We start from the raw sequence: 26861 nt of genomic DNA, 5'->3' as shown, positions 1-26861 counted from the left end.
GTATTTTCGTGGCTAAAAGAGCGGCTGACATTTTTACGCGAATATGCCTGCCGCAGCAAGCGCTGTTTCAGCAATTTACGTCTCCTGACCTACATTCCCGAGGGCGATTTTCAGCCGATTCATCCAACCGCACAGCCCGCACCAGGCGAGCAGATCGATAGCCGCGCTGCGGGAAAGCCCGTATTCAGTGAGGGGAGTTAGCTGGGCGGCGCTGAAACGGTCGGGCGCGCGGGTCAAAAGCTGTACGGATTGCAAAAGCTGGCGCTCAATTGACGGGGTGTCTCCCCATGCCTGGACGCCGGATTCATTACCGCGCAAAGCGTCCGTAAGAACGGCTAAATCTGGACATCGCGAAGCCCAGGCGTTAAAGCAGCTGACGCTGCCATTAATCCGCGCGGCTATCAGCGCCACCTGCGCAGCGAACGGCTGTTGGCCGCTGAGATGGGTCAGAAGCTGTTCCTGAAGCACCAGTGGAGGCTCCTGGGCCGCCAGCAGCGGAGCCAGTTCGAACAGGCCCGGATGTTTTTGCCAGTTCGCTAAAAGCGACTGGCGCTCATCGTCGGCATAGCGTAAGTCGGAATCGTCAAGACCTGGCTGCCAGTCACTCTCCCTCGCGTCAAAAAGCGCTTCCGGAGCATCTTCTTGCTGCGGCATGCCGGGGATCCAGCGCACCGGGTAGCCCAGCGCGGCATGGAATACGGCGATAGCGCGGGCCTGGAAGCTGATAAAACCAATGATCTGGTTGATGAGGATAATATCGCGACTGGTCAGCCCGACTTCGTCCAGCTGGCTGCGGGAGAGCGAGTTAATCAGCGAAGGAGAGCTCGCGAGCTGGCGTGCGTACTGGGTAATCTGCGCCAGACGACGATTGCTCTCGCGCGAGGAGTCCGGGCCGGGAAGCGGCGCCAGCCGGGCGGCGTAGTGATTGCACAGGCGTTGTACGCCATAAACCTGGGCAACGGTCAGCGCCGTACTCAGCCGATCATAGGCGCTAAACGTCTGCAGGCGATTAACCGTCACTGTCGTGGGGAAGAGGGCATCTGCCAGTCGCCGGGCCGGCGTAAGCCAGCGCGCATGCGCCTTGAGCAGCTCTTCGAGGAGCGTCAGATCGAGTAGGAAACGATCTTCAACGTGGGCAGCTTCTGGGACGAGCGGCAATACATCCACCGGGCAGATTGTTGACTGGGTCTCATGATACCAGTGGTTTTTGCCGTAAACGCGGCGTTGCTCCATGGGCGTTCCTTGTTCGGTATGTGGCAAACCGCCGTTTCGCGGTCATGCTATGCGGAACTATCCTGGCTTAACCCTGGAGCGGGAGAAAATATTGATACGTGCTAACAAATAGCGGATTGGAATAACAGCAGGAAAGTATAGGGGAAAGAACCCTCCTCACGGATGCGAGGAGGGTGAAGAACTTATTTCAGTTCCAGCTCGTTCATCGCCGCGATGCTGAAGCCGCCGTCAACGTGAACGACTTCGCCGGAGATACCGGCAGACAGGTCGGAGCACAGGAATGCTGCGCTGTTGCCCACGTCTTCAGTGGTGACGGTGCGACGGATCGGGGTGACCGCTTCGCAGTGCGCCAGCATCTTACGGAAATCTTTAATACCGGAAGCCGCCAGGGTACGGATCGGACCGGCAGAGATGGCGTTAACGCGAACGCCTTCCGGGCCCATGGCGTTCGCCATGTAGCGCACGTTAGCTTCAAGAGAGGCTTTTGCCAGGCCCATCACGTTGTAGTTCGGAATGGCGCGCTCTGCGCCCAGGTAGGAGAGCGTCAGCAGGGCGGAACCCGGGTTCAGCATCCCGCGGCAGGCTTTCGCCATCGCCACAAAGCTGTAGGCGCTGATATCGTGAGCGATTTTGAAACCTTCACGAGTTACCGCGTTAACGTAGTCGCCGTCCAGCTGGTCTGCCGGCGCAAAGCCGATAGAGTGGACGAAACCGTCAAACTTCGGCCACACTTTTGCCAGCTCGGTGAACAGAGATTCGATGCTCTCATCTTCCGCGACATCGCACGGCAGGACGATATTAGAGCCCAGCGCGGCGGCAAATTCTTCCACACGACCTTTCAGTTTTTCGTTCTGATAGGTGAACGCCAGTTCAGCCCCTTCACGGTGCATGGCTTGCGCGATGCCGTAGGCGATGGACAGTTTGCTGGCAAGGCCAGTCAACAGAATGCGCTTACCGGAAAGAAAACCCATAGCTTTTAATCCTTATCGTTATTGCGTATTTTTACTTTAACAATCATTTAGTTAGCGTTGTCATTTCAAAATAACTCAAATTTAGCCGGGAATTATATCCCACTGACGACCCCTTGTGTCACGATATTTTTCTGCCATCCGCCACGTCATATCGCGCTTTGGCTACCGTGTATACAAGAGTATACCATCTGAAATTGTGGCGATATGGCGCTAGCGGCGAACGATTTCCGCCAGTAAAAGTCGGGCGTCCGCAGACCGCGGTAACAGCTCGCCGGGCGATTGGTTCTGCCACCAGATCCCGGAGCCGGCCTGATAAACCGCGTCAGCCAACTGCCAGCTACCCTGGAGAATCCATGCGATGCCCTCCGCGCCGGGCCGCTGTCCTTCCGCGACGACGTTCACGCGCGCTGCGGCGCGCGAGCGATGGGTCATAATATTGAAGTCCAGGCCGCGTCCGGAGATACCTTCGCTGGCGAGGGGCCACTCGCCGGCAAATGCCCACGGCTGCCAGAGCTCAAGGCGCTGGGCGATATCATCGCCTCGTAGCCACAGCGGCTGTCCCTCAAGCAGGGTGATGACCCGGTCAACGCCGGGAAAAAGGGAGAACGGACCGTCATTTTCCAGCGTGGCGATGCTGGCGCGCCAGAGAAACGGCGCGTCCGGCGAAGCGACGCTGACGATTTCGCGCGTTTCCCCGCCGCCATTTTTCCACGGCGTCACGGGGAGGGTAGAAAATTGAACCGGAACAATCATCGCAATTTACGCCTCGGATTATTTACCGTCTTTACGCCAGGCATCGGCAGTAAGCGCTTCGCCGAAATGACCGGCAATCAGGCGTTTTGTTAGCTCGTGCAGCGGAGACGCCAGAACGTCGGCGGTGCTGCCGCGTTCGACCACTTCTCCTTGATGCATCACCAGCACCTGATCGCTGATGTGCTTCATCATGCCCAGATGCTGAGTCACGTAAATATAGGAGATACCCTGTTTTTCCTGCAGCTCCAGCATCAGGTTAATCAGCTGCGAGCGCATTGACATATCCAGCGACGCCAGCGCTTCATCGCAGACGATGACCTTCGGACGCAGGATCAGCGCGCGCGCCAGGCCCAGACGTTGTTTCTGTCCCGGCGCCAGCATATGCGGGTAGTAGCTGACGTGGTCCGGCAGCAGGCCGACCATTCGCAACGTTTCGATAATCTGCTTCTGCCGCGCTTCGGGTTCGAGGTCGGTATTCAGGCGCAGCGGAAAATCGAGGATTTGCGAAATACGCTGCCGGGGATTGAGCGAGGTCGACGGATCCTGAAAGATCATGCGAATCTTCTGGCTGCGGAAAGAGTAATCGCCAAACGTCAGCGGGCGATCGTCAATCAGCAGTTCGCCGGTGCTGGGTTCAACCATTCCAGCGAGCATTTTCGCCAGCGTCGATTTGCCGGATCCGTTCTCGCCGATAATTGCCAGAGTCTGGCGCTCGCGCAGGGTAAAGCTTAGCGGCTTGACCGCTTCCACCGTTTGCCGATGGAACCAGCCGGTGCGGTAGCGAAAGGTCTTACTCAGATTGCGCACTTCAAGCAATGTTTCGACCATTTCACTCTTTCTCCATGTTCAGCGGGAAATGACAGGCATAGAGGTGGTTACGTGCGCCCACCAGCCGGGGCGTTTCGATACATTCGCGCTGGGCATAAGGGCAGCGCGGCCCGAGCCGGCAGCCGATGGGCAGCTGTTCGAGCAGTGGGATCGCCCCCGGCAAGGTATTGAGCCGACTCTTGTGCGGCATGGCGCTACCGAAATCGGGAATCGCCCGAATCAGCGCCTGCGTGTAAGGGTGATGAGGAATCGTCACCAGCTCTTCGCTCGGCGCGGTTTCCACCGTCTGTCCGCAGTACATCACGTTGATTTTGTCCGCCCATTTACTGAGCATCTGCATATCGTGACTGATCAGCAAAATGGTGGTGTTGTTGTTTTGGTTTAACCGCGTCAGCAGGCGGATAATTTGCGCCTGCGTCGTGGGCTCCATGGCGTTGGTCGGCTCGTCGGCGATCAGCAGCCGCGGTTGGTTAGCCAGCGCGATGGCGATCATGACCTTCTGGCACTCTCCGTCCGTCAGCTCATAGGGAAAGCTGCGCATCGCATCTTTATGGTCTTTAATCCCCACGCGGTGCAGGAGCTCGATGGCGCGCCGCTTGCGCCAGCCCAGGCGCTGCCACCAGCGTCCTTTAAAGGTCCAGCCGGGGATATTCTGCGTCAGCTGCTGGCCGATCCGTTCGGAAGGGTCGAGACAGGATTGCGGCTCCTGAAAAATCATCGAGACGTTGTGGCCCACCAGTTTACGCCGCTCGCGTACTGAGAGACGCAGCAGATCGATATCGTCGAAACGCATACGGTCGGCGGTCACCCGCCAGTTGTCTTTAGTGACGCCGCAAATTGCTTTGGCAATTAAGCTTTTACCCGAGCCTGACTCTCCGACCAGGCCACGAATTTCCCCCTCAGCGAGGGTCAGGCTGACGCGATCGACGGCTTTTACCCAGCCTTCGCTGGTCTTGAACTCAATGGTTAAATTACGGATATCGAGTAACGGCATTATTCCACCCCGGCGATAATTGCGCGGCGGATACCGTCGCCCAGCAGGTTAACCAGCAGGACGCTAATCATAATGGCCGCGCCCGGTAGCATCACCGTCCACGGCGCAACGTAAATCAGCTCCAGCGCGTCGCCGAGCATCGCTCCCCACTCCGGCGAAGGTAGCTGAGCGCCGAGGTCGAGGAAGCCCAGCGCGGCGATATCGAGGATCGCCATCGACAGCGCGCGGGTGATCTCCGTGACCAGACCAGAGGTAATGTTCGGCAGTACCGCGAACCATAAAATATTCAGCGTCGAGGCACCGTCAAGGCGGGCGGCGATAACGTACTCTTTTTCCAGCTCGTCATGCACCATGCTGTAAACCGAACGCACCATCCGCGGCAAAAGCGCCAGCCAGACGGCGAACATCGCGTGGCTAAGGTGCGGCCCGGCGAAGGCGACCACGATAATGGCCAGCAGCAGGGATGGGATCGACAGCAGCGTGTCAAGAATATGGTTCATCACCGCCGACCGCAGGCCGTGAGTGGACCCGGCAATCACGCCGAGCACCAGCCCCAGGAGGGCGGCGCCGAGCGTCACTACAAATGCGCCGCCGACCGTTGGCGCCGCGCCGCTCAGCAGGCGGCTCAGGACGTCGCGACCGAGATCGTCAGTACCGAGAAAGAACGACACTTCGCCGTACCGCGACCATGACGGCGGCAGCAGCTGATAGCCGAGGAACTGTTGGTCGATGCCGTAAGGGGCGAACCAGCCGCCGAAAACGCACAACAGAATCAGCGCCGCGCAGCCGTACAGGCCGATCATCGCGGTTGTATCACCGTAGAATTTTCGCCATACGGTGCGCAGCGCACCCGGCGGGCGCTTCTCCAGATAGACGCTATCGTAGGGCATACCATTCCTTATGTTTCAGTGGGTTTGCCATCGCACCCAAAATATCGGATATCACGTTCACAATAATCACCAGCGCGCCGATGACCATCACGCCCGCCGAGATCGCGGCGTAGTCCTGTTGGCGAATGGCGTTTATAAGCCAGCGGCCGAGCCCCGGCCAGCTAAAGACCATTTCGGTAATCATCGCCAGCGTTAGCATGGTGGAGAACTGCAGCCCCAGGCGCGGGATCACCGGCGGCAGGGCGTTGTGCAGGACGTGGCGGTGTAAAATTGTCCGCCGCGATACGCCGCGGGTGGCGGCGGCTTTGACATAGTTGGTGTCGTACACTTCGCTGGTGCTGATGCGCATCAGACGGATCACTTCTGTCGTCGGCGCCACCGCCAGGGTCAGTACCGGCAGCACCATGTGGCGCGCCGCGCTGACGATCATTTCGTGACGCCACGGCGAATCAGAGAGCCACGCGTCGATCAGCGCAAAGCCGGTGACCGATTTAACTTCATAGAGCAGGTCGAAACGCCCGGAAACCGGAAACCAGCCCAGGGTGAGGGAGAAGAACAGGGTCAACAGCAGCGCCAGCCAGAAGACGGGAATCGAAAAGCCCAGCAGCGCCAGGGCGCTGATCAGGGTATCTGGCCACTTATTCCGCATGATCCCCGCCAGCATACCGACGGGGATCCCGATCACCAGCGCAAAGCCGAAGGCGAGGATACAGAGCTCCATGGTGGCGGGAAAGACCTCTTTAAGCTGCTCGGAAATCAGCTGCCCGTTGATGCTGGAAACGCCGAAATCCCAGTGCAGCACCCCCTCAAACCAGAAGAGCCAGGCGTTCCACAGCGAGGCACCCTGCAGCGGCGCATGGGGCGTAAAGTAGCTCAGGCTAAAACCGACAAAGGTCAGCAGGAAGAGGGTAATCAGCAGCAGCAGCAGGCGACGCAGGGTAAAAATAATCATGGTTTTTTCACCTTGTCTTCTTTTTCCCGCGAGACGCCCGCAAAAGAGGCGTTGCCAAACGGGCTCAGCACCAGGCCTTTCATATCGTAACGGTAGGCCTGTAAACGCAGGGAGGAGGCCAGCGGCAGCACCGGTAGTTCATCGGCAAGAATGCGCTGCGCCTCTTTATAGGCCTCGATGCGCGATGCCAGCTGCTGCGAAGTGAGCGCTTTTTGCAGCACCTCGTCGAATTCGCGATGACACCAGTGAGCATAGTTGGTTTGCGAGGCGATCGCCGCGCAGCTCAAAAGCGGACGGAAAAAACTGTCCGGATCGTTACTGTCCGTTGCCCAGCCGGACAGCGTCAGGTCATGACTCATATCCATTAATCTGGCCTCCTGGAACCGGCCTTCGACCGGGACAATAATCACCTTCACGCCAATCTGCGCCATATCTGCCTGAATAAGCTCGGCGGTTTTCAGCGGGCTGGGGTTCCAGGCCTGCGAGCTGGTGGGTACCCACAGCTTAAGCGTTAGCTTTTCCAGCCCCAGGGCTTTCAGCCGGGCGCGGGCTTCAGTAGGGTTATATTCGGTGATCCTGGCCTCGTTATCGTAGGCCCATGAAGCGCGAGGCAGCATGGACGCCGCGGTTTCCGCCGTGCCGTAGTAGATCGACTGCATCAGGCGCTGGTTGTTGATGGCCAACGCCAGCGCGTGGCGTACCTCCGGATTATCGAGCGGCGGCTTAGCGGTATTAAACGCCAGCCAGGCGATATTCATCCCCGGACGCAGGGTCAGGCGCAGGCGCGGGTCGTCGCGCAGAATAGAGAGCTGGCTTGCGGCGGGCCAGGCCAGTACGTCGCACTCGCCGGTCAGCAGTTTCGACAAGCGACCGGTGCCGCCGGAGCCGAGATCGACCACCACTTGCGGCATCAGCGGTTTACCGCGCCAGTAGGCCGGATGGCGCTGCAGGCGAATGTACTGACCGCTGCGATACTCCTCCAACTGGAACGGACCGGTGCCAACCGGTTGCCGATCGATCATTTCCTGACGATCGCTCTGCGCCAGCTTCGCGGCATATTCTGCCGACATTACCGAAGCGTAGTGGGTGGCCAGGTGCCAGAGGAATGAGGCGTCCGGGCGTTTGAGGCGAAACTCGACGGTATGACTATCCAGTTTACGCACGCTTTCCACGCTGTCAGCAAACTGTAGGCTATCGAAATAGGGGAAGCTGCTGCCGTTGACGTTGTGCCACGGGTGGTCGCGATTAAAAATACGACCAAAGGTGAAAATCACGTCATCGGCATTAAAATTGCGGGTCGGTTTGAACCAGGCAGTGGTCTGGAAAGTCACGTTGCTGCGCAGATGGAAGCGGTAGGTTGCGCCGTTGTCCAGCACCTCCCAGCTTTCAGCCAGTTCGGGGACCAGACGATAGGTATAAGGATCGACATCAAGCAGGCGGTCGTAGAGCTGGGCGGCCAGGGTATCGACGATCAGGCCGCTGCTGACCTTTTGTGGGTTAAAGGTGTTGACCTGACCGCTGACGCAATACACAAAGCCGCTATCGCGAATGTCGGCGTGCGCAGGCAGCGCGGGCGCGGCGAAAGCTTGCCCGCACAGCATAGATGCCGCTGCCAGGAGAGAAGACAATTTCAGGCGCATAATTTCTTTTTGATTATAGAGCAAGGCTCTATCTTATTAATATTAAATAACATTTACCACCACCTTATTGCCTCTGAAGATAATATAAGCGATGGTTGCGTCGGCTATTTGGCCAACGGATTCAAATTCATACCGCTTATGAACTTCGAGTATACCTCGTAAATCACCTGACGTTTGGCATCAGGCAAGCAAGGGGTTGAGTAAAGCGTATTTTCGATTCATATGCTGCACGGCTTGAGGATGCTATGGGTATTGAGCACGGCGCTTATTTTGCATCGCAGCCCCGATATCCGCCACATGGTATCTTTTTATTTGCGGTTTCTCCAGCGAGCCGTATCCGCACGGCTCGCTGGATGTTGAGGCGCTACAGGGGAAGAAGTCGGTTATAGCGGGCGATATAATCTTTGGGATTTATTTCCAGCTTTCCGCCGTTGTGATGGAGGGCGACATAGTTACGCAGGACCAGGCCGCTGTTTTGCGGTGTGATTGTCCAGCCCTGTTGACGATATGAATCTTCGGTTGAGCGGATAAGCAGGTCCGAAAAGATCATCATAACCGAGAGCGCCGGCGCGCGGTGGTTTTTCATAGTATGGACCAGGCTGACGTGCGCCGCATAGCGGCCAAGCGTTGAAGGATTAACCGGAATCATCTTTATTTTCAGTCCATTGAATCATTATGCGCAGATGATAGTTCACATGAAGATATCTTGCTAGTTACATTTTTTTAACTGCATGTGAAACGACTCCCGCGCAATCAAACGCCATTTTTCGCGGCACAGGCCGCTTGTGGGACGTTATCGCATGGTGACGCTGTCACTTTTAGTCCGCGAGCGGCGTGAATTCATAAAGCGCCAGCGCGTTGCTTTCCAGCGTCTCTACCAGCTGCCAGCGGTCGCTATCCGGCGTCTCTTCACTGACGCGCAGCGCCGGGCGCGCCCGGTGCATCAGCCAGCGATAGTCCTCATCGTCCGGCCCGCTTTGGCTGCGAAAGGCCTCGAATAGCGGGAAGAGCGCGCCATGGTGCTGATCGAACAGATGATGTTTGATTCGCCAGCGTCCCTCAAGACCGAGGAGCCGCACGCTCCAGGGCTGACTGAAGCGCTGCGTAAACGCCTCCTCGCTGGAGAGCCAGGGGTTGAACACCACCGTATTGCGCAACAGTAGCTGATAATGGCCGTGATGGCGTAGCAGCAGCAGATTTTTGTCGTTGATTAGCACCTCGCCCCGTAGCCTGCGCCATAGCCACAATACCCAGTAGACCGGTCGCGGCAGACCGTGGAGATAGTGCAGTGCCAGGCTGGAGGTATCCAGCTTGCCGTTGGCCCGGGCTTCTCCCTGCAATCCGGAATTCAGCCAGAACCCCGCGAGCCACACCTGATCCGCCAGTCCCAGCAGATTGTCCATCAGCAGCGCGCCGCGAAAGAAACGGCCGTTGGTATCGCGGGTATCGCCGGTGAGGGTATTCCACGAGAGCAGCCAAAGCGGCAGCAGGTGATGCCGCTGGCGCAGGGCGCTATGGAGTTTGCGTAATTTATGTACCGGATAGTTTTCGCTGGCGGCCAGCTTCTGGCTGTCAATCTGCGCCAGATCCAGCAGTTCGTTGGCATCGGCCTGGCAGGCAAGAAAATCCGCCTCGGCAAGCAGCGGTGAGCGCAGAAGGGGATCGTCCTCTACCTGTTGCGGAAAACGGTGCCAGATCCCCAGCGCCGACTGCGGCGATAGCCTCTGCAGGATCGCTTTTTGTTGCCGCCAGGCGTGCTGGCGCGCCTCGTCGCTGGCCTGGGGAGACCAGTGCCAGACGAAGCGCCAGCTGGCCAGGGTTGTCGGTGGAAAATGGTTGGCGGAGAGCCGCAGAAAGCGTTGCAACAGATCGCCGCGGGTGGTGAGCCCGGTATGGAGTATCACCGCCCAGCCCATAGTCGCCAGCCAGCTAAATATGCGCTGCAGATTATACCAGCAGGCGTAGCCGGCCATTTGCGGATCGTCCCAGCCGGCGCTGAACAGACGGCTGCTGAGAAACGGATCGTGAATATCGATGGCGAATATCGGCAGTGCGCCGTGCAGCTGTTCCAGCTCGCGGCGGACATCCTCGCGCAGCAGATCGTCCAGTTCACGAACGGTAACGACCATGCGGGTGTGGCGCAGCGGCGCGGCCCGCGTCGGCAGTTCACGCACATCGAGATGGCGGGTTTGCTGGGGATTGAGCCGCAGCGGCGGGCTGTCCAGGCCGTTGGTTTGCGGCGCATTGAGCCGGGAGTAAAGCCGGTCGATTGATACAGGCTGCCACAGCTCGGCTTGCTGAGGGCGCGGACGAGGGGATTCGATCGCCGTCTGCGGATGCTGCTGGCGGAACTGGCGCGGCGTCAGGCCGTGCTCGCGTTTAAACAGGTCGCTCATCACCCGGCTGCTGGCGAAGCCATGCTGCTGGGCGATCTGCTGCACCGACCTGCGCGTGGCCGTCAGCTGCTCGGCGGCCTTGCGCAGGCGCAGCCCGGTGATGTACTGCATAAAGCTGACGCCCACCTCTTTGCGGAATAGACGCGATAGCCAGGCTTCGGAAACAAATTCCGCGGCGGCAATCTCCTGCAGCGACAGGCGCCGTTGATAATTGGCATCGATTCGCGCCACTACTCGGTTAATTCGTTGGCTCCAGCGTTCCGAGCCGCGAGGCGCCTGGGCGGTGAGGGGACGGCTGAAGCGTGACGCCAGCAGGAGCGCAATTTCGCTAAGCCAGCGGTTGGCCTCCAGCCGGTAGTGTGCCTGGGGATTGACCAGACCAAGGACCAGCAGCTGGCGCATCAGGTAACGCAGGGTGTCTTCGGCATCGCGCGTTTCGCTGCTGCTCTGGTAGGCGGAGGAAAAAAAATCACCGTCGAGGCGGGTCAGCCACCCGGCGTTCAGCGACAGCGTCATCACAACGTTCGCCGTCTTGCTGTTGAGGCTCCAGCGGCGATGACGATTCACTATCGCCAGTTCATCAGCCTGTAGATAGCGACCCGTTTCGCCATCGCGGAGTTCTACGCTGCCCTCAAGCAGCCATATCAGTGTCAGAGCATCGTTTTCCTGCTGGCTCCACTGTCGGATATCGCGAACCACAACCTGAAAGTCGCCTGAATGATGCTCCACCGTCGCCTCCTGAAGACAAAAAACAGCATGTTATTTTTTGTCATAACCGTTTTGTATGAAAAGCACTCATTAATAATCCGTCACTATAAAACAAAAAATCGCATTTTAAAGCCAACAAAGATGCATAAACTCGAAAGTGTCGTGCAAACACAACACAGGAATAATAAAAATGACACACCCGATTATTGAGGCATTACAGGTTAACGAGGCGCAGTTTGTCGCGCTTCGCCGCCGTTTCCATCAGCAGCCGGAAATCGGTTTTGAAGAGCATAAAACCAGTGAAGAGGTTGCCCGCCTGCTCGGCGAATGGGGCTATCAGGTTCACCGCGGTCTGGCGGGCACCGGCGTGGTCGCGACCTTAAGCGCGGGCGACGGCAAAAAACGACTGGGGCTAAGGGCGGATATGGACGCGCTGCCGATGCAGGAGATGAGCGGCAAGGCGTGGGCCAGCCGGGTCGATGGACGTTTTCACGGCTGCGGCCACGACGGCCATACCACTACCTTACTGTACGCCGCGGAATATCTGGCGCGCACCCGACAGTTTAACGGTACGCTGCAGCTTATTTTTCAGCCCGCAGAAGAGTTGCTCTACGGCGGGCGGGTCATGCTCGAAGACGGCCTGTTTGACCAGTTTCCCTGCGATGCCATTTTTGGCCTGCATAATATGCCGGGGCAGCCGTTAGGCAGAATTGGCCTGCGCGATGGGGCGATGATGGCCTCCTCAGACACTCTCCATATTGAAGTCAAAGGGGTGGGCGGACACGGCGCGGTACCGGAGCATACTGTCGACGCCACGCTGGTTGCCTGTCATATCACCCTGGCGCTGCAATCCATTGTTTCCCGCAACATCACGCCGTTTGAACCGGCGGTGGTGACCGTGGGCAGCATTCAGGCCGGTCACGCGCCGAACATTATCAACGACAAGGTGTTAATGAAGCTCACGGTGCGCACCTTAAACGAACAGGTTCGCGAGACGGTCCTGCAGCGCATTCACGATATCGCCGTCGCTCAGGCCGAGAGCTTTAACGCCAGCGCCGCCTTAACCCACGTTAACGGCAGCCCGGTTTTAAGGAACGATCCGGCTGCCAATGAGATGGTTCGCACGGTGGCAACCGCGCTATTTGGAGCGGCGCAGGTCGGCGAGGTGAAGCCGTTTATGGGCAGCGAAGATTTTGCTTTTATGCTTGAGCGCAACCCACACGGCTGCTATTTCACCCTCGGCGCCGGAGACGAGGCGGATCGTTGCATGGTGCATAACCCCGGATACGACTTCAACGATGCGCTATTGCTGAAAGGCGCCGCGCTGTGGTGCGCCCTGACGGAACACTATTTGCGTTAATCTCCGCAACGAAGAGGACCCTGCTATGAGTTCTGTATCGCTAAGCGAAGCGCAGTTCGTCGGCACCGATCGTCTGCTGGCGGGTATTGTATTGAGCGTTCTGACCTTCTGGCTGTTTGCCCAGTCGGTGATCAACGTGGTTCCGGCAATGAAAAGCAGCCTCGATATTTCGCTGGAGACCCTGACTCTGGCGGTGAGCCTGAGCGCCTTATTCAGCGGCTGCTTCGTGGTCGCCAGCGGTGGTCTGGCGGATAAATTTGGCCGCATGCGTATGACCTCGCTCGGCCTGATCCTCAGCATTGTCGGCAGCGCGATGTTGGTGCTGTCGCAGGGGCCCGCGTTGTTTCTGGCCGGGCGCGTTTTACAGGGGCTGTCGGCCGCCTGCATCATGCCGGCGACGCTGGCGTTAATAAAAACCTGGTATGAAGGCAAAGCGCGCCAGCGGGCGGTCAGCTTCTGGGTCATCGGCTCCTGGGGCGGCAGCGGGCTGTGCTCGTTTGTCGGCGGGGCGATCGCCACCGGGCTGGGCTGGCGTTGGATCTTTGTTTTCTCCATCGTGGTAGCGCTGGCGGCGCTGTTTTTGCTGCGCGGTACGCCGGAAAGCCGTAGCGCCAGCGCGCAGCAGCATAAGCTGGACATCAGCGGCCTGCTCAGCCTGATCCTGGCGCTGATACTGTTAAATCTTTTTATCAGCAAAGGCCACGGTTGGGGCTGGACCAGCGCAACCTCGCTGGCGATGCTGGCCGGCGCGCTGGCCTCGGGGCTATTTTTTATCCGTAGCGGCCAGCGTAAAGGCGACGCGGCGCTGATTGATTTCGCGCTGTTTCGCAACCGTGCCTACAGCGCCGCGGTGTTGTCGAACTTTATGCTTAACGGCGCCATCGGTACGATGATGATTGCCAGCATCTGGCTCCAGCAGGGGCATCATCTGAGCCCGCTGGAGAGCGGAATGATGACGCTTGGCTACCTGGTTACCGTGCTGGCGATGATTCGGGTGGGCGAGAAACTGCTGCAACGCTACGGCGCGCGTTTGCCGATGATGACCGGCCCGGTCTTTACCGCGGTCGGTATTCTTCTTATCTCCTGCACCTTTCTCGATAAATCGACCTATATCGTCACGGTCTTTTTCAGCAACGTGCTGTTTGGCTTCGGCCTGGGCTGCTACGCCACCCCTTCAACGGACACCGCGGTGGTTAACGCTCCCGAGAATAAGGTCGGCGTGGCCTCGGGGATCTATAAGATGGGCAGTTCGCTGGGTGGGGCGATGGGCATTGCGGTGACAGCGTCACTTTTTGCGCTGTTTTTACCGCTCGGAATGGCCAGCGCGGCGCAGTATGCGCTGTGGTTTAACGCCGCGCTCTGCCTTGGTTCAATGGCGGTGAGCGCGCTGCTGCTTCCGCGTACAGGTCAAAGCTGATGCTTTTTCAGCAGCGCCCGCAGCTGGTGGTAGGTTAGCCCCAGCAGTTCGGCCGCCTGTTTTTGATTGTACTTCGCCTGTTCGAGGCTTCTCTCGAGCAGGCTTTTTTCTTGCTCCTGCTGGAAAGCGCGTAAATCGAGCGGCAGCGTGGGGCCTGGCGTCTTCTCCACTTCGACGAGCGTCGCCGTGTGCTGCTGGCGGAAGGGGTTAATGATAATATTATCCAGCTCGCACTCGCTGCTGCCGTGGCGGTAGACCGAACGTTCAACCACGTTTTTTAATTCACGGATATTCCCCGGCCAGCGGTAGTTTTGCAGCGTTTCGGCGGCGCGTTCGCTAAAGCCGGGAAACAGCGGTAATCCGAGTTCGCGACACATCTGGATGGCAAACTGGGTGGCGAGCAGCATGATGTCGCTCTGCCGTTCGCGCAGCGGCGGCAGCTGCACCACATCAAAGGCCAGACGGTCGAGAAGGTCGGCGCGAAAAAGTCCGTCTTCTACCATTTGTGGCAGGTCGGCGTTGGTCGCGCACACCAGACGGACGTTAACCTGTAGCGGCTGGCTGCCGCCGACGCGCTCCAGCTCGCCATACTCAATCACGCGCAGCAGTTTTTCCTGCACCAGCATCGGCGCGGTGGCCAGCTCATCGAGAAACAGGGTACCGCCGTCGGCGCGTTCGAAGCGCCCCGGGTGACGTTTACTGGCCCCCGTAAAGGCGCCGGCCTCATGCCCGAACAGCTCCGAATCGAGCAGATTTTCATTGAGCGCCGCGCAGTTGAGCGAGATAAATGGCCCTTGCCAGCGGGATGAGAGAAAGTGCAGGCGGCTGGCGATCAGCTCCTTGCCGGTTCCGCGCTCGCCAATCACCAGCACCGGTTTATCGAGCGGCGCCAGTCTCGAGACCTGTTCCAGCACTTCAAGAAAGCTATTGGCCTCGCCGAGCAGGTTGTCCTTGTAATCCGCCATGATGAATTTCGCCATTTAGTAGTGTGATTCACCAGGTCACTTTAGCAATGCGCTGGCCAGATAACAACCACTTCCATTAAAATCAATAAGATAAAAACTTGGCACGGCATTTGTATTAGTCATGGCACAGGCCGGTGCCTGACACCAGAACTATGAGGATTGAAATTATGGGTATTTTTTCTCGTTTTGCCGACATCGTGAACGCCAACATTAACTCTCTGCTGGAGAAAGCGGAAGATCCGCAGAAGCTGGTTCGGCTGATGATCCAGGAGATGGAAGACACGCTGGTTGAAGTGCGTTCGACCTCGGCGCGGGCGTTGGCTGAAAAGAAACAGCTAAGCCGTCGTATTGAACAGGCCGTTGCCCAGCAGGCGGAATGGCAGGAAAAAGCCGAACTGGCGCTGCGTAAAGAGAAAGAGGATTTGGCCCGAGCGGCGCTAATCGAAAAGCAGAAGCTGACCGACCTGATCGGTAGCCTGGAAAACGAAGCGCAGCTGGTGGACGAAACGCTGGCGCGGATGAAAAAAGAGATTGGCGAGCTGGAAAACAAACTCAGCGAAACCCGCGCCCGTCAGCAGGCGCTGATGCTGCGTCATCAGGCCGCAAGCTCCTCCCGCGACGTTCGCCGTCAGCTGGACAGCGGCAAGATTGACGAGGCGATGGCGCGTTTTGAATCGTTTGAACGCCGTATCGATCATATGGAAGCAGAAGCGGAAAGCCATCGCTTTGGTAAAGATAAGTCGTTGGATCAGCAGTTCGCCGATCTGAAAGCGGACGATGAAATCAGCGAGCAGCTGGCGGCGTTGAAAGCCAAAATGAATCAAAATAACCAGTAATCATCTTCGGGCGGCACCAAGACGTGCCGCCGCCATCTGCAAGGAGTTCACATGAGCATGCTTTTTCTCGCCATCCCTTTGACGTTGTTTGTGCTGTTTGTTTTGCCGGTCTGGCTCTGGCTGCATTACAACAACCGCACCGCCAGCGGCAGCCTTTCGCAGAATGAACAGCAGCGCCTGCTGCAGCTGACCGATGACGCGAAGCGCATGCGCGAGCGTATTCAGGCGCTGGAAGCCATTCTTGATGCTGAGCACCCGAACTGGAGAGAGAAATAATGGGCGGACTGGATCTGAGTAAAAAACTGTGGCGCATTCCGCAGCAGGGCATGGTGAAAGGCGTTTGTGCCGGCATCGCGCAGTATCTGGACGTGCCGGTTAAGCTGGTACGCCTGATTACCGTACTGGCAATGATATTTGGCCTGTTCCTGTTTGTCGTGGTGGCTTACATCATTCTCTCGTTTGCGCTGGATCCGATGCCGGAAAGCGAGCTGTATGGTGAAAAAACGCCGAGCAGCGGAGAACTATTGGCCGCCGCGGATAAGGAACTGGCAGCGGGTGAGCGTCGTCTGCGTGAAATGGAGCGCTACGTCACCTCTGATACCTTTTCGCTGCGCAGTCGTTTCCGCCAGCTATAACTGAAAGTTGAGGTTAATGATGAACATGAAATGGCAGCAGGCCGGGCAAAAAGTCAAACCGGGTCTGAAAATCGCGGGCAAACTGGTGCTGCTCACCGCGCTGCGCTACGGCCCGGCGGGCGTCGCAGGCTGGGCGGTAAAATCCGTCGCGCGTCGGCCGCTGAAAATGCTGCTGATGCTTGTTCTGGAACCTATGCTCAGCCGGGCGGCGCAGCGGTTTTCTAAACGTCGCGGATGGCGTATGTTATGAGTGCCTAAACACTCACACTATCAGGATGATAACATGCGAAAACTCCTTCTGGGTTTAGCGCTGGCGATGGCCTTACCCGTCTTCGCGGCGGAACACTGGATTGACGTCCGCGTTCCGCAGCAGTATCAAAAAGAGCACGTCGTCGGGGCGGTGAATATTCCGCTGGCGGATTTAAAAACGCGGATTGCGGCGGAAGTACCGGATAAAAACGATACCATTCACGTTTATTGTAACGTTGGCCGGCAATCGGGACAGGCTCAGCAGTTGCTGAGCGAAATGGGCTACACGCAGGTGGTTAACGCCGGCGGCCTCCGTGGGATAGCCAGGCCGAAAAGCGCCAGCAAATAATCGTCGGCCCCGTCGCAGCGGGGCTAATGCAATCTATTGATAATTATCTCTTTAGCCCTCATGTTTATTTCCCTCGTTCTTCAGGCACAACAGGATGGCGATGAAGCGACTCAAAACAGAATTTAACGCGCTGATCAATCGTGGGGTTGATCGGCATCTTCGTCTGGCCGTCACCGGCCTTAGCCGCAGCGGCAAGACCGCCTTTATCACCGCGCTGGTCAATCAACTGCTGAATATTCACGCCGGCGCGCGGCTACCGCTGCTTAGCGCGGCCAGAGAAGAGCGCCTGCTGGGCGTCAAGCGCGTACCGCAGCGGGATTTTGGTATTCCGCGCTTCACCTATGATGAAGGGCTGGCCCAGCTCTACGGTCAGCCGCCGGTCTGGCCGACGCCCACCCGTGGCGTCAGCGAAATCCGCCTCGCTCTGCGCTATCGCTCTAACGATTCGCTGCTGCGCCATTTTAAAGAAACCTCAACCCTGTATCTGGAAATTGTCGATTATCCCGGCGAGTGGCTGCTGGATCTGCCGATGCTGGCCCAGGACTATTTGACCTGGTCACGGCAGATGACCGGACTACTGCAGGGGCAGAGGGCGGAGTGGTCGGCACGCTGGCGACAGCTATGCGAAGGTCTGGATCCGCTGGCGCCCGCCGATGAAACCCGTCTGGCGGAGATCGCTGCGGCATGGACCGACTATCTGCATACCTGTAAGCGCGAAGGGATGCACTTTATTCAGCCAGGGCGCTTTGTGCTGCCCGGTGAAATGGCCGGCGCGCCGGCACTGCAGTTCTTTCCCTGGCCGGATGTGGATGCCGCCGGTGAGGCTAAGCTGGCGCAGGCGGGCAAACATACCAATGCCGGAATGCTGCGCGAGCGTTTTAAATACTACTGCGAGAAAGTGGTAAAGGGCTTCTATAAAGATCATTTCCTGCGCTTCGATCGGCAAATCGTACTGGTGGACTGCCTTCAGCCGCTTAACAGCGGGCCGCAGGCATTTAACGATATGCGCCTGGCGCTGACGCAGCTGATGCAAAGTTTTCACTATGGCCAGCGTACGCTGTTTCGTCGCCTGTTCTCACCGGTTATCGATAAGCTGCTGTTCGCCGCGACCAAAGCGGATCATGTGACCGTCGATCAGCACAGCAATATGGTGTCGCTGCTGCAGCAGCTGATACAGGATGCCTGGCAAAACGCGGCATTCGAAGGTATTAGTATGGATTGTCTGGGACTGGCGTCGATTCAGGCGACGCAGAGCGGGCTTATTGAGGTGAACGGCGAAAAGATCCCTGCGCTGCGAGGCCACAGGCTGAGCGACGGCCAGCCGCTAACTGTCTACCCCGGCGAGGTGCCAGCCCGCCTGCCGGGCCAGGCTTTCTGGGAACAGCAGGGCTTTCAGTTTGAAAACTTCCGCCCGCAGGTGATGGACGTTGATAAACCGCTGCCGCATATTCGCCTCGATGCGGCGCTGGAATTTTTGATCGGAGATAAATTGCGATGACCGAACCCTTAAAACCGCGTATCGATTTCGACGGCCCGCTGGAGGAGGAAAAGGCGCAAATTTTGAAGTCCGCGCGCGCGTTTGACGGCGCCGACGCGGCGAAATTCGCTCCTGCGCGGCTTGACGTTCTGCAAGAAGAAGAGGGGGCGGCGGAAGCGGTAGTGGAGTCAGTGCTGCGACCTAAGCGCAGCCTGTGGCGAAAGATGGTCAGCGCCGGGCTGGCTATTTTTGGCGTCAGCGTGGTGGCGCAGGGCGTGCAGTGGACGATGACCGCCTGGCAAACGCAGGACTGGATAGCCCTTGGCGGCTGCGCTGCCGGCGCCTTGATCGTCGGCGCGGGCGTCGGTTCGGTGGCAACCGAGTGGCGCCGGCTGTGGCGACTACGCCAGCGCGCCCACGAGCGCGATGAGGCGCGGGACCTGATGCACAGCCATGCGGTCGGCAAAGGGCGCGCCTTTTGCGAGAAGCTGGCCCAGCAGGCGGGGCTCGATCAATCGCACCCGGCTCTGCAGCGCTGGTATGCGGCAATCCACGAAACGCAGAACGATCGTGAAGTGGTGAGCTTGTATGCGCAGATCGTGCAGCCGGTACTGGATGCGCAGGCGCGGCGTGAAATCAGCCGTTCGGCGGCAGAGTCGACGCTAATGATAGCCGTCAGTCCGCTGGCGCTGGTGGATATGGCGTTTATCGCCTGGCGCAATTTACGGCTGATCAACCGCATCGCCACCCTCTACGGTATTGAGCTGGGCTACTATAGCCGCCTGCGCCTGTTTCGTCTGGTGCTGCTCAATATCGCTTTTGCCGGCGCCAGCGAACTGGTGCGGGAAGTCGGGATGGACTGGATGTCGCAGGATCTGGCGGCCAGGCTATCGGCGCGCGCGGCGCAGGGGATTGGCGCCGGTCTGCTGACCGCGCGGCTGGGAATTAAAGCTATGGAACTCTGCCGTCCGCTGCCGTGGATCGCCGACGATAAACCGCGGCTGGGGGATTTTCGCCGCGAGCTGATCGGCCAGCTAAAAGAGACGTTGCAGAAGAGTAAAAGCGGCGTGGAAAAATAAGTCGCTTAAGCATTCTCTGCTTGCGGCGTGAATGCCTTAGCCGGGCTACCGTTTCACAGAAGGCTGTAACCTGTAGCCCGGCTAAGCGTAGCGCAAGCCGGGGAGAAAAACAGAAGCGATGATAGCCGCTCATCTCATCGCCATTTTTCGTCTGAGCGCATAACTTTACGGCAGAAAGGCCATTTTTCCGCCATACTGTCAATAATTGTTGACAGCTGGCTTCACGCCAGCAAATAACTGTCCTATTATTCATCCGTCATTGGCCTCTTTAGGGTGAAAACACCTATGCGTCTTGAAGTCTTTTGTGAAGACCGTCTTGGTCTGACTCGTGAATTACTCGATTTACTGGTGCTGCGCGGTATCGACCTGCGGGGTATCGACATTGACCCTATTGGCCGAATTTATCTCAATTTCGCCGAGCTGGAGTTCGCCAGCTTCAGCAGCCTGATGGCGGAAATTCGTCGTATCGCCGGCGTCACCGACGTGCGCACCGTAGCGTGGATGCCGTCAGAGCGGGAACACCTGGCGCTCAGCGCGCTGCTGGTGGCGATGCCGGAGCCGGTGCTGTCTCTGGATACCAAAGGAAAAGTCGAACTGGCTAACCCAGCCAGCTGCCAGCTGTTTGGCCAGAGCCAGGATAAGCTGCGCAGCCATCCGGTCGCGCAGCTGATTACCGATTTTAACGTCCAGCGCTGGCTGGAGAACGATCCTCAGGAGTCGCATGCGGAACACGTGGTGGTCAACGGACAGAACTTTCTGCTGGAGATCACCCCGGTCTACCTGGAAGGCGAGCACGGCGAGAAGGTGCTAACCGGCGCGGTAGCGATGCTGCGTTCGACGGTCCGTATGGGGCGCCAGCTGCAAACCATGACCATTCAGGATACCAGCGCCTTTAGCCAGATCCTCGCCGTAGGTCCGAAAATGCGCCACGTCGTCGAGCAGGCACGCAAGCTGGCCATGCTCAGCGCGCCGCTGCTGATCGTCGGGGATACTGGCACAGGGAAAGATTTGCTGGCCCACGCCTGCCATCTGGCGAGCCCGCGCGCGGGGAAACCTTATCTGGCGCTGAACTGCGGCTCTATCCCGGAAGACGCGGTGGAAAGCGAGCTGTTCGGCGACGCCATCCAGGGGAAAAAGGGCTTTTTCGAGCAGGCTAACGGCGGGTCGGTTTTGCTGGATGAAATTGGCGAAATGTCGCCGCGCATGCAGACCAAACTGCTGCGTTTCCTCAACGATGGCACCTTCCGCCGCGTCGGTGAAGATCATGAGGTCCACGTTGATGTGCGGGTGATCTGCGCGACCCAGAAAAACCTGGTGGAGCTGGTGCAAAAGGGGCTGTTCCGCGAAGACCTCTATTATCGCCTGAACGTGCTGACGCTGTATCTGCCGCCGCTGCGCGACTGTCCGCAGGACATCATGCCGCTGACCGAACTGTTCGTGGCGCGCTTTGCCGATGAACAGGGCATTCCGCGGCCAAAACTCTCAGCCGATTTAAATAGCGTACTGACGCGCTACAGCTGGCCGGGCAACGTGCGTCAGCTGAAAAACGCGATCTATCGCGCGCTGACTCAGTTGGATGGGTTTGAGCTGCGCCCTCAGGATATCCTGCTGCCGGACCACGACGTCTCTTCGCTGGCGGTTGGCGAAGAAGCGATGGAGGGGTCTCTGGATGACATTACCCGCCGTTTCGAACGCTCGGTGCTCACCCAGCTTTATCGCAGCTTCCCCAGCACGCGTAAACTGGCCAAGCGTCTTGGCGTCTCCCACACCGCGATCGCCAATAAGCTGCGCGAATATGGCCTGAGCCAGAAAAAAGGCGACGAGTAATGCTCACCAACCGTCTGCCCGGGCAGGCGGTTGGTATTTCCAGAAAAGGGCGGGGTCCAGGTGTAGAATGATTCTGTATATACTTCGTCTTTACCCTCTTTTTGGCAGGAATACGCATGCGGATCTGGCGTAGTGATTTTTTTCAATGGATGAAACTGCTGGTACTCTCCAGCGCGCTCTCTTTTATATTGTTCTGGTTTCATCTTCCCGCCGCACTGCTGCTGGGGCCGATGATTGCCGGAATCATCCTCAGCCTGCGCGGCGCGGAAATTCGTGTACCCCGTCCCTTTTTTATCGCCGCCCAGGCGATTATCGGCTGCATGATCGCCCGCAGCCTGACGCCCTCCATTTTCGGCGTCCTGCTGGCGAACTGGGCGCTGGTGCTGTTGATTCTCTTTTCTACGCTCGCTATCAGCGCGCTGGCGGGATGGCTGCTGGTGCGCTACAGCGATCTGCCTGGCGCCACCGGGGCGTGGGGGAGTTCGCCGGGCGGCGCTTCGGCGATGGTGATTATGGCCCAGGAGTACGGCGCAGATGTCCGGCTGGTGGCGTTGATGCAGTATCTGCGGGTGCTGTTTGTCGCGGGGGCCGCGGCGCTGGTCGTTCGCGTCGCGCTCGGCGGTGAAGCGCAGGAGATGACTCAGCAGGTCGCCTGGTTTCCTCCGATAAGCTGGCAGCTACCGTTCACGCTGCTGCTGACGGCGGCAGCAGGGTGGTTGGGGCTGCGGCTGCGCTTTCCATCCGGCGCGATGCTCTTCCCGATGGTGATCGGGGCGCTGGCGCAGGGGGAAGGTTGGCTGCAGCTTGAACTTCCTGAGTGGCTGCTGGCGCTGGCTTATGCCGCCGTTGGCTGGAGCGTTGGTCTAAAGTTTAATAAACAGATTTTCCTGCTGGCGCTCAAAACCCTGCCGCAGATCCTCGCATCGATTATTGGCCTGATCCTGCTGTGCGCGCTGATGGCTTTTGGGCTGACGCAGGTTTTGCCGCTGGACTTTATGACCGCCTATCTGGCGACCAGTCCGGGCGGGCTGGACACGGTGGCGATTATCGCCGCCGGTACGCGAGCGGATATGTCGTTTATTATGGCGATGCAGACGCTGCGCTTGTTCACCATCTTACTGACCGGGCCGGCGATTGCGCGCTTTATCTCCCGCTATGCGGCGCGGGAATAAAAAAGCCCCCGGTTAACGAGGGCTTACGTGGCCTGTGGCGTTATTACGCTTTTAGCGCGGCTAGGGCGGCGTCGTAGTCCGGCTCTTCGGTGATTTCATTCACCAGCTGGCTGTAAACAACCTGGTCGTTTTCATCAATCACGACCACAGCGCGCGCCGCCAGGCCGGCCAGCGGGCCCGCGGAGATAGCGACGCCGTAGTCGGCCAGGAACTGCGCGCCGCGCAGGGTGGACAGAGTCACAACGTTGTTCAGGCCTTCAGCGCCGCAGAAGCGAGACTGAGCGAAAGGCAGGTCAGCGGAAATGCACAGCACGACGGTGTTGTTCAGTTCAGACGCCAGCTGGTTGAATTTACGTACCGATGCCGCGCAAACGCCGGTATCGATGCTTGGGAAAATATTCAGCACTTTACGGGAGCCTGCGAACTGGCTCAGCGCGACGTCAGAGAGATCTTTGGCCACCAGCGTAAACGGCTGCGCTTTAGCGCCTGCCTGCGGAATGGTGCCTTGAACAGAAACGGGGTTGCCCTGGAAATGCACGGTTTGTGACATGGTTATCTTCCTGTTTACATATAGTTAACGTCGCGGCTAGTGTATGACATCCGTCAGCAACACGGCAAATCCTTTTAATACTTACCTGCGAGGTTCAGGGAATGCGAAATCTGCGAGTCTATGAAGAAGCCTGGCCGTTACATACCCCGTTTGTGATTGCCCGCGGCAGCCGCAGCGAGGCAAAAGTCGTGGTGGTGGAAATTGAAGAGAATGGTGTCAAGGGTACAGGCGAGTGCACGCCCTATCCTCGTTACGGGGAGAGTATTGCTTCGGTGATGGCGCAGATCATGGCAATTGGCGAACAGATTGAGCGCGGCGTTTCCCGCGAGGAGATCCAGCGCCTGCTGCCGCCAGGGGCCGCGCGTAACGCCGTGGACTGCGCGCTCTGGGACTGGCAGGCGCGAAGCGCGGGTAAGAGCATCGCGCAGCTGTTGGGCGTGACGCTGCCCAACCGGGTGGTGACGGCGCAAACGGTGGTTATCGGCACGCCGGAGCAGATGGCGGCCAGCGCGGCGGCGCTGTGGGAAAAAGGGGCTACGTTGCTGAAAGTGAAGCTTGACGATCATCTGATTAGCGAGCGGTTGATTGCCATTCGTGAAGCGGTTCCGCAGGCCACGCTCATCGTGGATGCTAACGAAGCCTGGCGCGGCGATGGCCTGGCCGAGCGTTGCCAGCTGCTGGCGGATATCGGTGTGGCGATGCTGGAACAGCCGCTCCCGGCTGGGGCCGACGAGGCGCTGGAGAATTTTATCCACCCGCTGCCCATTTGCGCCGATGAGAGTTGCCATACTCGCGACAGCCTGGCGGCGCTGCGCGGCCGCTATGAGATGGTCAATATCAAGCTTGATAAGACCGGCGGCCTGACCGAAGCGCTGCTGTTGGCGCAGGAGGCGGAGCGCCTGGGATTTGCGCGGATGCTGGGCTGTATGCTGTGTACTTCCAGAGCCATCAGCGCGGCGCTAGCGCTGGCGCCGCAGGTCCGTTTTGCCGACCTCGATGGCCCGACCTGGCTGGCGGTGGACGTCGAGCCGGCGCTGCATTTCAGCACCGGCGTGCTTCATCTTTGAGAGTGCCAGTGCAGCAGGTCCGTCATTGCCGCCAGGTATTTATCCGTCGCCTCGTCGGCGGATATCGGCGGGAATTCGGCGGTAATGCAGGGCAGGCCGATATCCGCGCACCAGCTGCCAAAGGAGCCGGGCGTTTCATAGCCGACGCTGCCCACCAGCGGCAGGCTAAACGCATCGGCGAGCCATTGACCCAGTTCGCTATGGCCGGGATCTTCAATACAGGCCAGCGGATCGTGAAACGAGACCACCCACGCGGGGTGGATCTGGTGGATAAGCTGGCACAGCGCCTGGGTTTCCGGTTCTGAGCCGGGTTTTTCGCCGGTGAGCAGAACCACATCGCGCTGTTCCGCCGCGCTGTTCCAGCGATAAACCGTTTCGCCTTCTTTCCAGTTCGCCGCCGGAAAATTCCGGTTCAGGTCGATCCCGCGCGCGTTAGCGCGCAGCCCCAGCTGGCAGCCGTCCGGGTTGACCGCCAGCACCACATGATGACGGCGCAGCTCGGGTTTGAGCGTACGCAGCGCGCAGGAAAGCGTGACTATGGATGAGCCTTCATCGCCGTGGGTTCCGGCAAGGATCAGGCCGCTACGGCTATCGGCCAGCGGCGCCGGGAACCACAGCAGCGGCGCGCCAAGGTGAGACTGGCCGTAGCGTTGTGTTCCTGGCGGAAAATCACCGCGCTGAGGGCGAGGACGAGAAACGGGCATAGGGCATCCTGTTATCAGGTTATTTTTCAGCAGTGTTGTGTAAAACCGTCCCGGAATCAAATAGTTTCCAGCGATAGTGAAATCAGCATAGACGTCAACTTTCTTTCACAAGCCGTTTGCAATTTCAGGTGATGAAACAAATAATTATCGCACTGCCAGCTCTGGTTTTTTTATTTTAAAGGGGATCTTATGAAGTATCCTGTCACATTGACATGCGGCGCGCTGTGGTTAGCCAGCGTCTCTTCTCTTGCCTGGGCGGCTGATGTCCCGCCGGGCACTGTTTTAGCCGAAAACCAGGTGCTGGTGCGGCATATTAAAGACGAGCCCGCCTCCTTAGATCCCGCGAAAGCCGTCGGTCTGCCTGAAATTCAGGTTATCCGCGATCTTTTTGAAGGTTTAGTCAATCAGGACGAGAAAGGCAACCTGATCCCGGGCGTGGCGACTCGCTGGCAGAGCAATGATAATCGCGTCTGGACATTTACCCTGCGCGATAACGCCCGCTGGTCCGACGGAACGCCGGTAACGGCAGAGGATTTTGTTTATAGCTGGCGGCGGCTGGTTGATCCCAAAACCACATCCCCGTTTGCCTGGTTTGCTGCGCTGGCCGGAATCGCTAATGCGCAAAATATTATTGATGGTAAAGCCGCGCCGGATACCCTCGGCGTTACCGCCGTTGACGCGCGTACCTTGCGCGTGCAGCTGGATAAACCGCTGCCGTGGTTCAGCAATCTGACGGCGAGCTTTGCTTTCTATCCGGTGCAAAAAGCTAACGTGGAGAGCGGCGACAACTGGACGCGTCCGGGAAGCCTGATTGGCAACGGCGCGTATGTCCTAAAAGATCGCGTGGTGAATGAAAAGCTGGTAGTGGTCCCCAATACGCACTACTGGGATAACGACAAAACGGTGATCCAGCAGGTCACATTTACGCCCATTAACCAGGAATCAGCGGCCACCAAACGTTATCTGGCCGGCGATATCGATATCACCGAGTCGTTCCCGAAAAATCTGTATCAGAAGCTGCTGAAGGATATACCGGGGCAGGTTTATACTCCGCCGCAGCTAGGAACTTATTATTACGCCTTTAACACTCAGAAAGGGCCAACCGCCGATGAGCGCGTCCGCCTGGCGCTTAGCATGACTATCGATCGTCGTCTGATGGCGGAGAAAATTCTGGGTACCGGCGAGAAACCAGCCTGGCGCTTTACTCCGGATGTGACCGCAGGCTTTACTCCGCAGCCGACGCAAATCGAAAGCATGAGCCAGGCCGAACTGAATGCCCAGGCGAAAGCGCTGCTGCAGGCGGCGGGCTACGGTCCGAACCGTCCGCTGAAGCTGACGCTGCTGTACAACACCTCGGAGAACCACCAGAAGATCGCGATTGCGGTGGCTTCCATGTGGAAGAAAAATCTGGGCGTCGACGTGAAGCTGCAAAACCAGGAGTGGAAAACCTATATCGACAGCCGCAATACCGGCAATTTCGATGTGATCCGCGCCTCGTGGGTGGGGGATTACAACGAACCGTCGACTTTCTTGTCGCTGCTGACCTCAACCCATAGCGGCAATATCTCCCGTTTCAACGATCCGGCCTACGACAAAATTCTGACCCAGGCGGCGCTGGAAACGTCGGAAAAAGCGCGCAATGACGATTACAACGCGGCGGAAAAAATCATTATGGCGAAAGCGCCCATCGCGCCGATTTATCAGTACACCAACGGGCGTCTGATTAAACCATGGCTGAAAGGGTATCCGATAGCCAATCCGGAGGACGTGGCCTATAGCCGCACAATGTATATCGTGAAGCACTGATGG

Annotated in this window: 26 protein-coding genes; 13 read left to right on the top strand and 13 right to left on the bottom strand. The window is 58.4% G+C overall.

Annotated features, from left to right (window positions below; all coding sequences use genetic code 11):
- Positions 1-75: 75 nt before the first annotated feature.
- The 10 genes from EGY08_RS02555 to EGY08_RS02510 all read right to left on the bottom strand — a co-directional run bounded on the left by EGY08_RS02555 (position 76) and on the right by EGY08_RS02510 (position 11386).
- On the bottom strand, positions 76-1233 hold the full coding sequence (locus EGY08_RS02555; RefSeq protein WP_123828148.1) for a CMD domain-containing protein: 1158 nt from the start codon (positions 1231-1233) through the stop codon (positions 76-78).
- Positions 1234-1415: 182 nt separating this feature from the next.
- On the bottom strand, positions 1416-2204 hold the full coding sequence (gene fabI / locus EGY08_RS02550) for an enoyl-ACP reductase FabI (protein ID WP_004121225.1): 789 nt from the start codon (positions 2202-2204) through the stop codon (positions 1416-1418).
- 210 nt (positions 2205-2414) lie between these two features.
- Entirely contained in the window at positions 2415-2957 is a 543-nt protein-coding gene (locus EGY08_RS02545; RefSeq protein WP_004121223.1) for a HutD family protein, read from the bottom strand.
- A gap of 18 nt (positions 2958-2975) precedes the next feature.
- On the bottom strand, positions 2976-3785 hold the full coding sequence (gene sapF, locus EGY08_RS02540; protein ID WP_004121221.1) for a putrescine export ABC transporter ATP-binding protein SapF: 810 nt from the start codon (positions 3783-3785) through the stop codon (positions 2976-2978).
- A gap of 1 nt (position 3786) precedes the next feature.
- Positions 3787-4779 carry a putrescine export ABC transporter ATP-binding protein SapD gene (gene sapD / locus EGY08_RS02535; protein ID WP_004121219.1) on the bottom strand — a complete coding sequence of 331 codons (993 nt, stop codon included), beginning with the start codon at positions 4777-4779 and terminating at the stop codon, positions 3787-3789.
- Positions 4779-5669: a putrescine export ABC transporter permease SapC gene (sapC, locus tag EGY08_RS02530; RefSeq protein WP_004121217.1), complete on the bottom strand. Its 891-nt coding sequence runs from the start codon at positions 5667-5669 to the stop codon at positions 4779-4781. Before sapC ends, sapD begins: the two co-directional genes overlap by 1 nt.
- Positions 5656-6621: a putrescine export ABC transporter permease SapB gene (gene sapB, locus EGY08_RS02525; RefSeq protein WP_004121215.1), complete on the bottom strand. Its 966-nt coding sequence runs from the start codon at positions 6619-6621 to the stop codon at positions 5656-5658. The genes sapC and sapB overlap by 14 nt, the downstream gene beginning before the upstream one ends.
- On the bottom strand, positions 6618-8261 hold the full coding sequence (sapA, locus tag EGY08_RS02520; protein ID WP_123828147.1) for an ABC transporter substrate-binding protein SapA: 1644 nt from the start codon (positions 8259-8261) through the stop codon (positions 6618-6620). Before sapA ends, sapB begins: the two co-directional genes overlap by 4 nt.
- 364 nt (positions 8262-8625) lie before the next feature.
- Entirely contained in the window at positions 8626-8910 is a 285-nt protein-coding gene (locus tag EGY08_RS02515; protein ID WP_049114326.1) for a hypothetical protein, read from the bottom strand.
- Positions 8911-9079: 169 nt separating this feature from the next.
- Entirely contained in the window at positions 9080-11386 is a 2307-nt protein-coding gene (locus EGY08_RS02510; RefSeq protein WP_112166413.1) for a helix-turn-helix domain-containing protein, read from the bottom strand.
- A gap of 169 nt (positions 11387-11555) precedes the next feature.
- On the opposite strand from EGY08_RS02510, the gene EGY08_RS02505 reads away from it, so the two are divergent.
- Complete coding sequence (locus EGY08_RS02505) at positions 11556-12725, top strand: M20 aminoacylase family protein (RefSeq protein ID WP_087829244.1); 1170 nt, start codon at positions 11556-11558, stop codon at positions 12723-12725.
- Between the two features lie 25 nt (positions 12726-12750).
- The gene (locus EGY08_RS02500; protein WP_123828146.1) at positions 12751-14142 is read left to right on the top strand and encodes an MFS transporter; all 1392 of its coding nucleotides are present in this window, start codon (positions 12751-12753) and stop codon (positions 14140-14142) included.
- Here EGY08_RS02500 and pspF read toward each other — a convergent pair.
- Entirely contained in the window at positions 14133-15122 is a 990-nt protein-coding gene (gene pspF, locus EGY08_RS02495; RefSeq protein WP_162626072.1) for a phage shock protein operon transcriptional activator, read from the bottom strand. The two genes, EGY08_RS02500 and pspF, sit on opposite strands and share 10 nt — an antisense overlap.
- A gap of 152 nt (positions 15123-15274) precedes the next feature.
- Here pspF and pspA point away from each other — a divergent pair, with 152 nt between their 5' ends.
- The 9 genes from pspA (at position 15275) to EGY08_RS02450 (ending at position 22731) form a co-directional block, all read left to right on the top strand.
- Complete coding sequence (gene pspA, locus EGY08_RS02490; RefSeq protein WP_004121203.1) at positions 15275-15943, top strand: phage shock protein PspA; 669 nt, start codon at positions 15275-15277, stop codon at positions 15941-15943.
- Positions 15944-15994: 51 nt separating this feature from the next.
- Positions 15995-16219 (top strand): envelope stress response membrane protein PspB, encoded by a 225-nt coding sequence (gene pspB / locus EGY08_RS02485; RefSeq protein ID WP_004101459.1) that lies wholly within the window; start codon positions 15995-15997, stop codon positions 16217-16219.
- Positions 16219-16578 (top strand): envelope stress response membrane protein PspC, encoded by a 360-nt coding sequence (pspC, locus tag EGY08_RS02480; RefSeq protein ID WP_004101461.1) that lies wholly within the window; start codon positions 16219-16221, stop codon positions 16576-16578. The genes pspB and pspC overlap by 1 nt, the downstream gene beginning before the upstream one ends.
- Positions 16579-16597: 19 nt before the next feature.
- Positions 16598-16828, top strand: coding sequence for a phage shock protein PspD (gene pspD / locus EGY08_RS02475; protein WP_004101464.1), 231 nt, complete (start codon positions 16598-16600; stop codon positions 16826-16828).
- Positions 16829-16861: 33 nt separating this feature from the next.
- The gene (gene pspE, locus EGY08_RS02470) at positions 16862-17176 is read left to right on the top strand and encodes a thiosulfate sulfurtransferase PspE (protein ID WP_004121202.1); all 315 of its coding nucleotides are present in this window, start codon (positions 16862-16864) and stop codon (positions 17174-17176) included.
- A gap of 100 nt (positions 17177-17276) precedes the next feature.
- Positions 17277-18674, top strand: coding sequence for a YcjX family protein (locus tag EGY08_RS02465; protein WP_004121201.1), 1398 nt, complete (start codon positions 17277-17279; stop codon positions 18672-18674).
- A complete protein-coding gene (locus EGY08_RS02460) occupies positions 18671-19732 on the top strand; it encodes a YcjF family protein (RefSeq protein ID WP_123828145.1) in 1062 nt (353 codons plus the stop codon). Before EGY08_RS02465 ends, EGY08_RS02460 begins: the two co-directional genes overlap by 4 nt.
- Positions 19733-20017: 285 nt before the next feature.
- Positions 20018-21559, top strand: a complete 1542-nt coding sequence (gene tyrR / locus EGY08_RS02455) for a transcriptional regulator TyrR (protein ID WP_004121199.1) — start codon at positions 20018-20020, stop codon at positions 21557-21559.
- A gap of 116 nt (positions 21560-21675) precedes the next feature.
- A complete protein-coding gene (locus EGY08_RS02450) occupies positions 21676-22731 on the top strand; it encodes an AbrB family transcriptional regulator (protein ID WP_049114321.1) in 1056 nt (351 codons plus the stop codon).
- A 43-nt stretch (positions 22732-22774) separates the two neighbouring features.
- Here EGY08_RS02450 and tpx read toward each other — a convergent pair whose 3' ends face one another.
- Positions 22775-23281, bottom strand: coding sequence for a thiol peroxidase (gene tpx, locus EGY08_RS02445; RefSeq protein ID WP_004101479.1), 507 nt, complete (start codon positions 23279-23281; stop codon positions 22775-22777).
- A gap of 101 nt (positions 23282-23382) precedes the next feature.
- Here tpx and ycjG point away from each other — a divergent pair, with 101 nt between their 5' ends.
- Complete coding sequence (gene ycjG / locus EGY08_RS02440; RefSeq protein ID WP_087829242.1) at positions 23383-24348, top strand: L-Ala-D/L-Glu epimerase; 966 nt, start codon at positions 23383-23385, stop codon at positions 24346-24348.
- Here ycjG and mpaA read toward each other — a convergent pair.
- Entirely contained in the window at positions 24339-25052 is a 714-nt protein-coding gene (gene mpaA, locus EGY08_RS02435) for a murein tripeptide amidase MpaA (RefSeq protein WP_004121196.1), read from the bottom strand. The two genes, ycjG and mpaA, sit on opposite strands and share 10 nt — an antisense overlap.
- Before the next feature lie 189 nt (positions 25053-25241).
- On the opposite strand from mpaA, the gene EGY08_RS02430 reads away from it, so the two are divergent.
- Entirely contained in the window at positions 25242-26858 is a 1617-nt protein-coding gene (locus tag EGY08_RS02430) for a peptide ABC transporter substrate-binding protein (RefSeq protein ID WP_004121195.1), read from the top strand.
- The last annotated feature ends 3 nt before the right edge of the window (positions 26859-26861 follow it).

It is taken from the genome of Klebsiella sp. FDAARGOS_511, assembly GCF_003812845.1.
GTDB classification, from domain to species: domain Bacteria; phylum Pseudomonadota; class Gammaproteobacteria; order Enterobacterales; family Enterobacteriaceae; genus Klebsiella; species Klebsiella grimontii.
The sequence above is the reverse complement of the archived record's forward strand: the minus strand, read 5'-3'. Positions and strand labels throughout refer to the sequence as shown.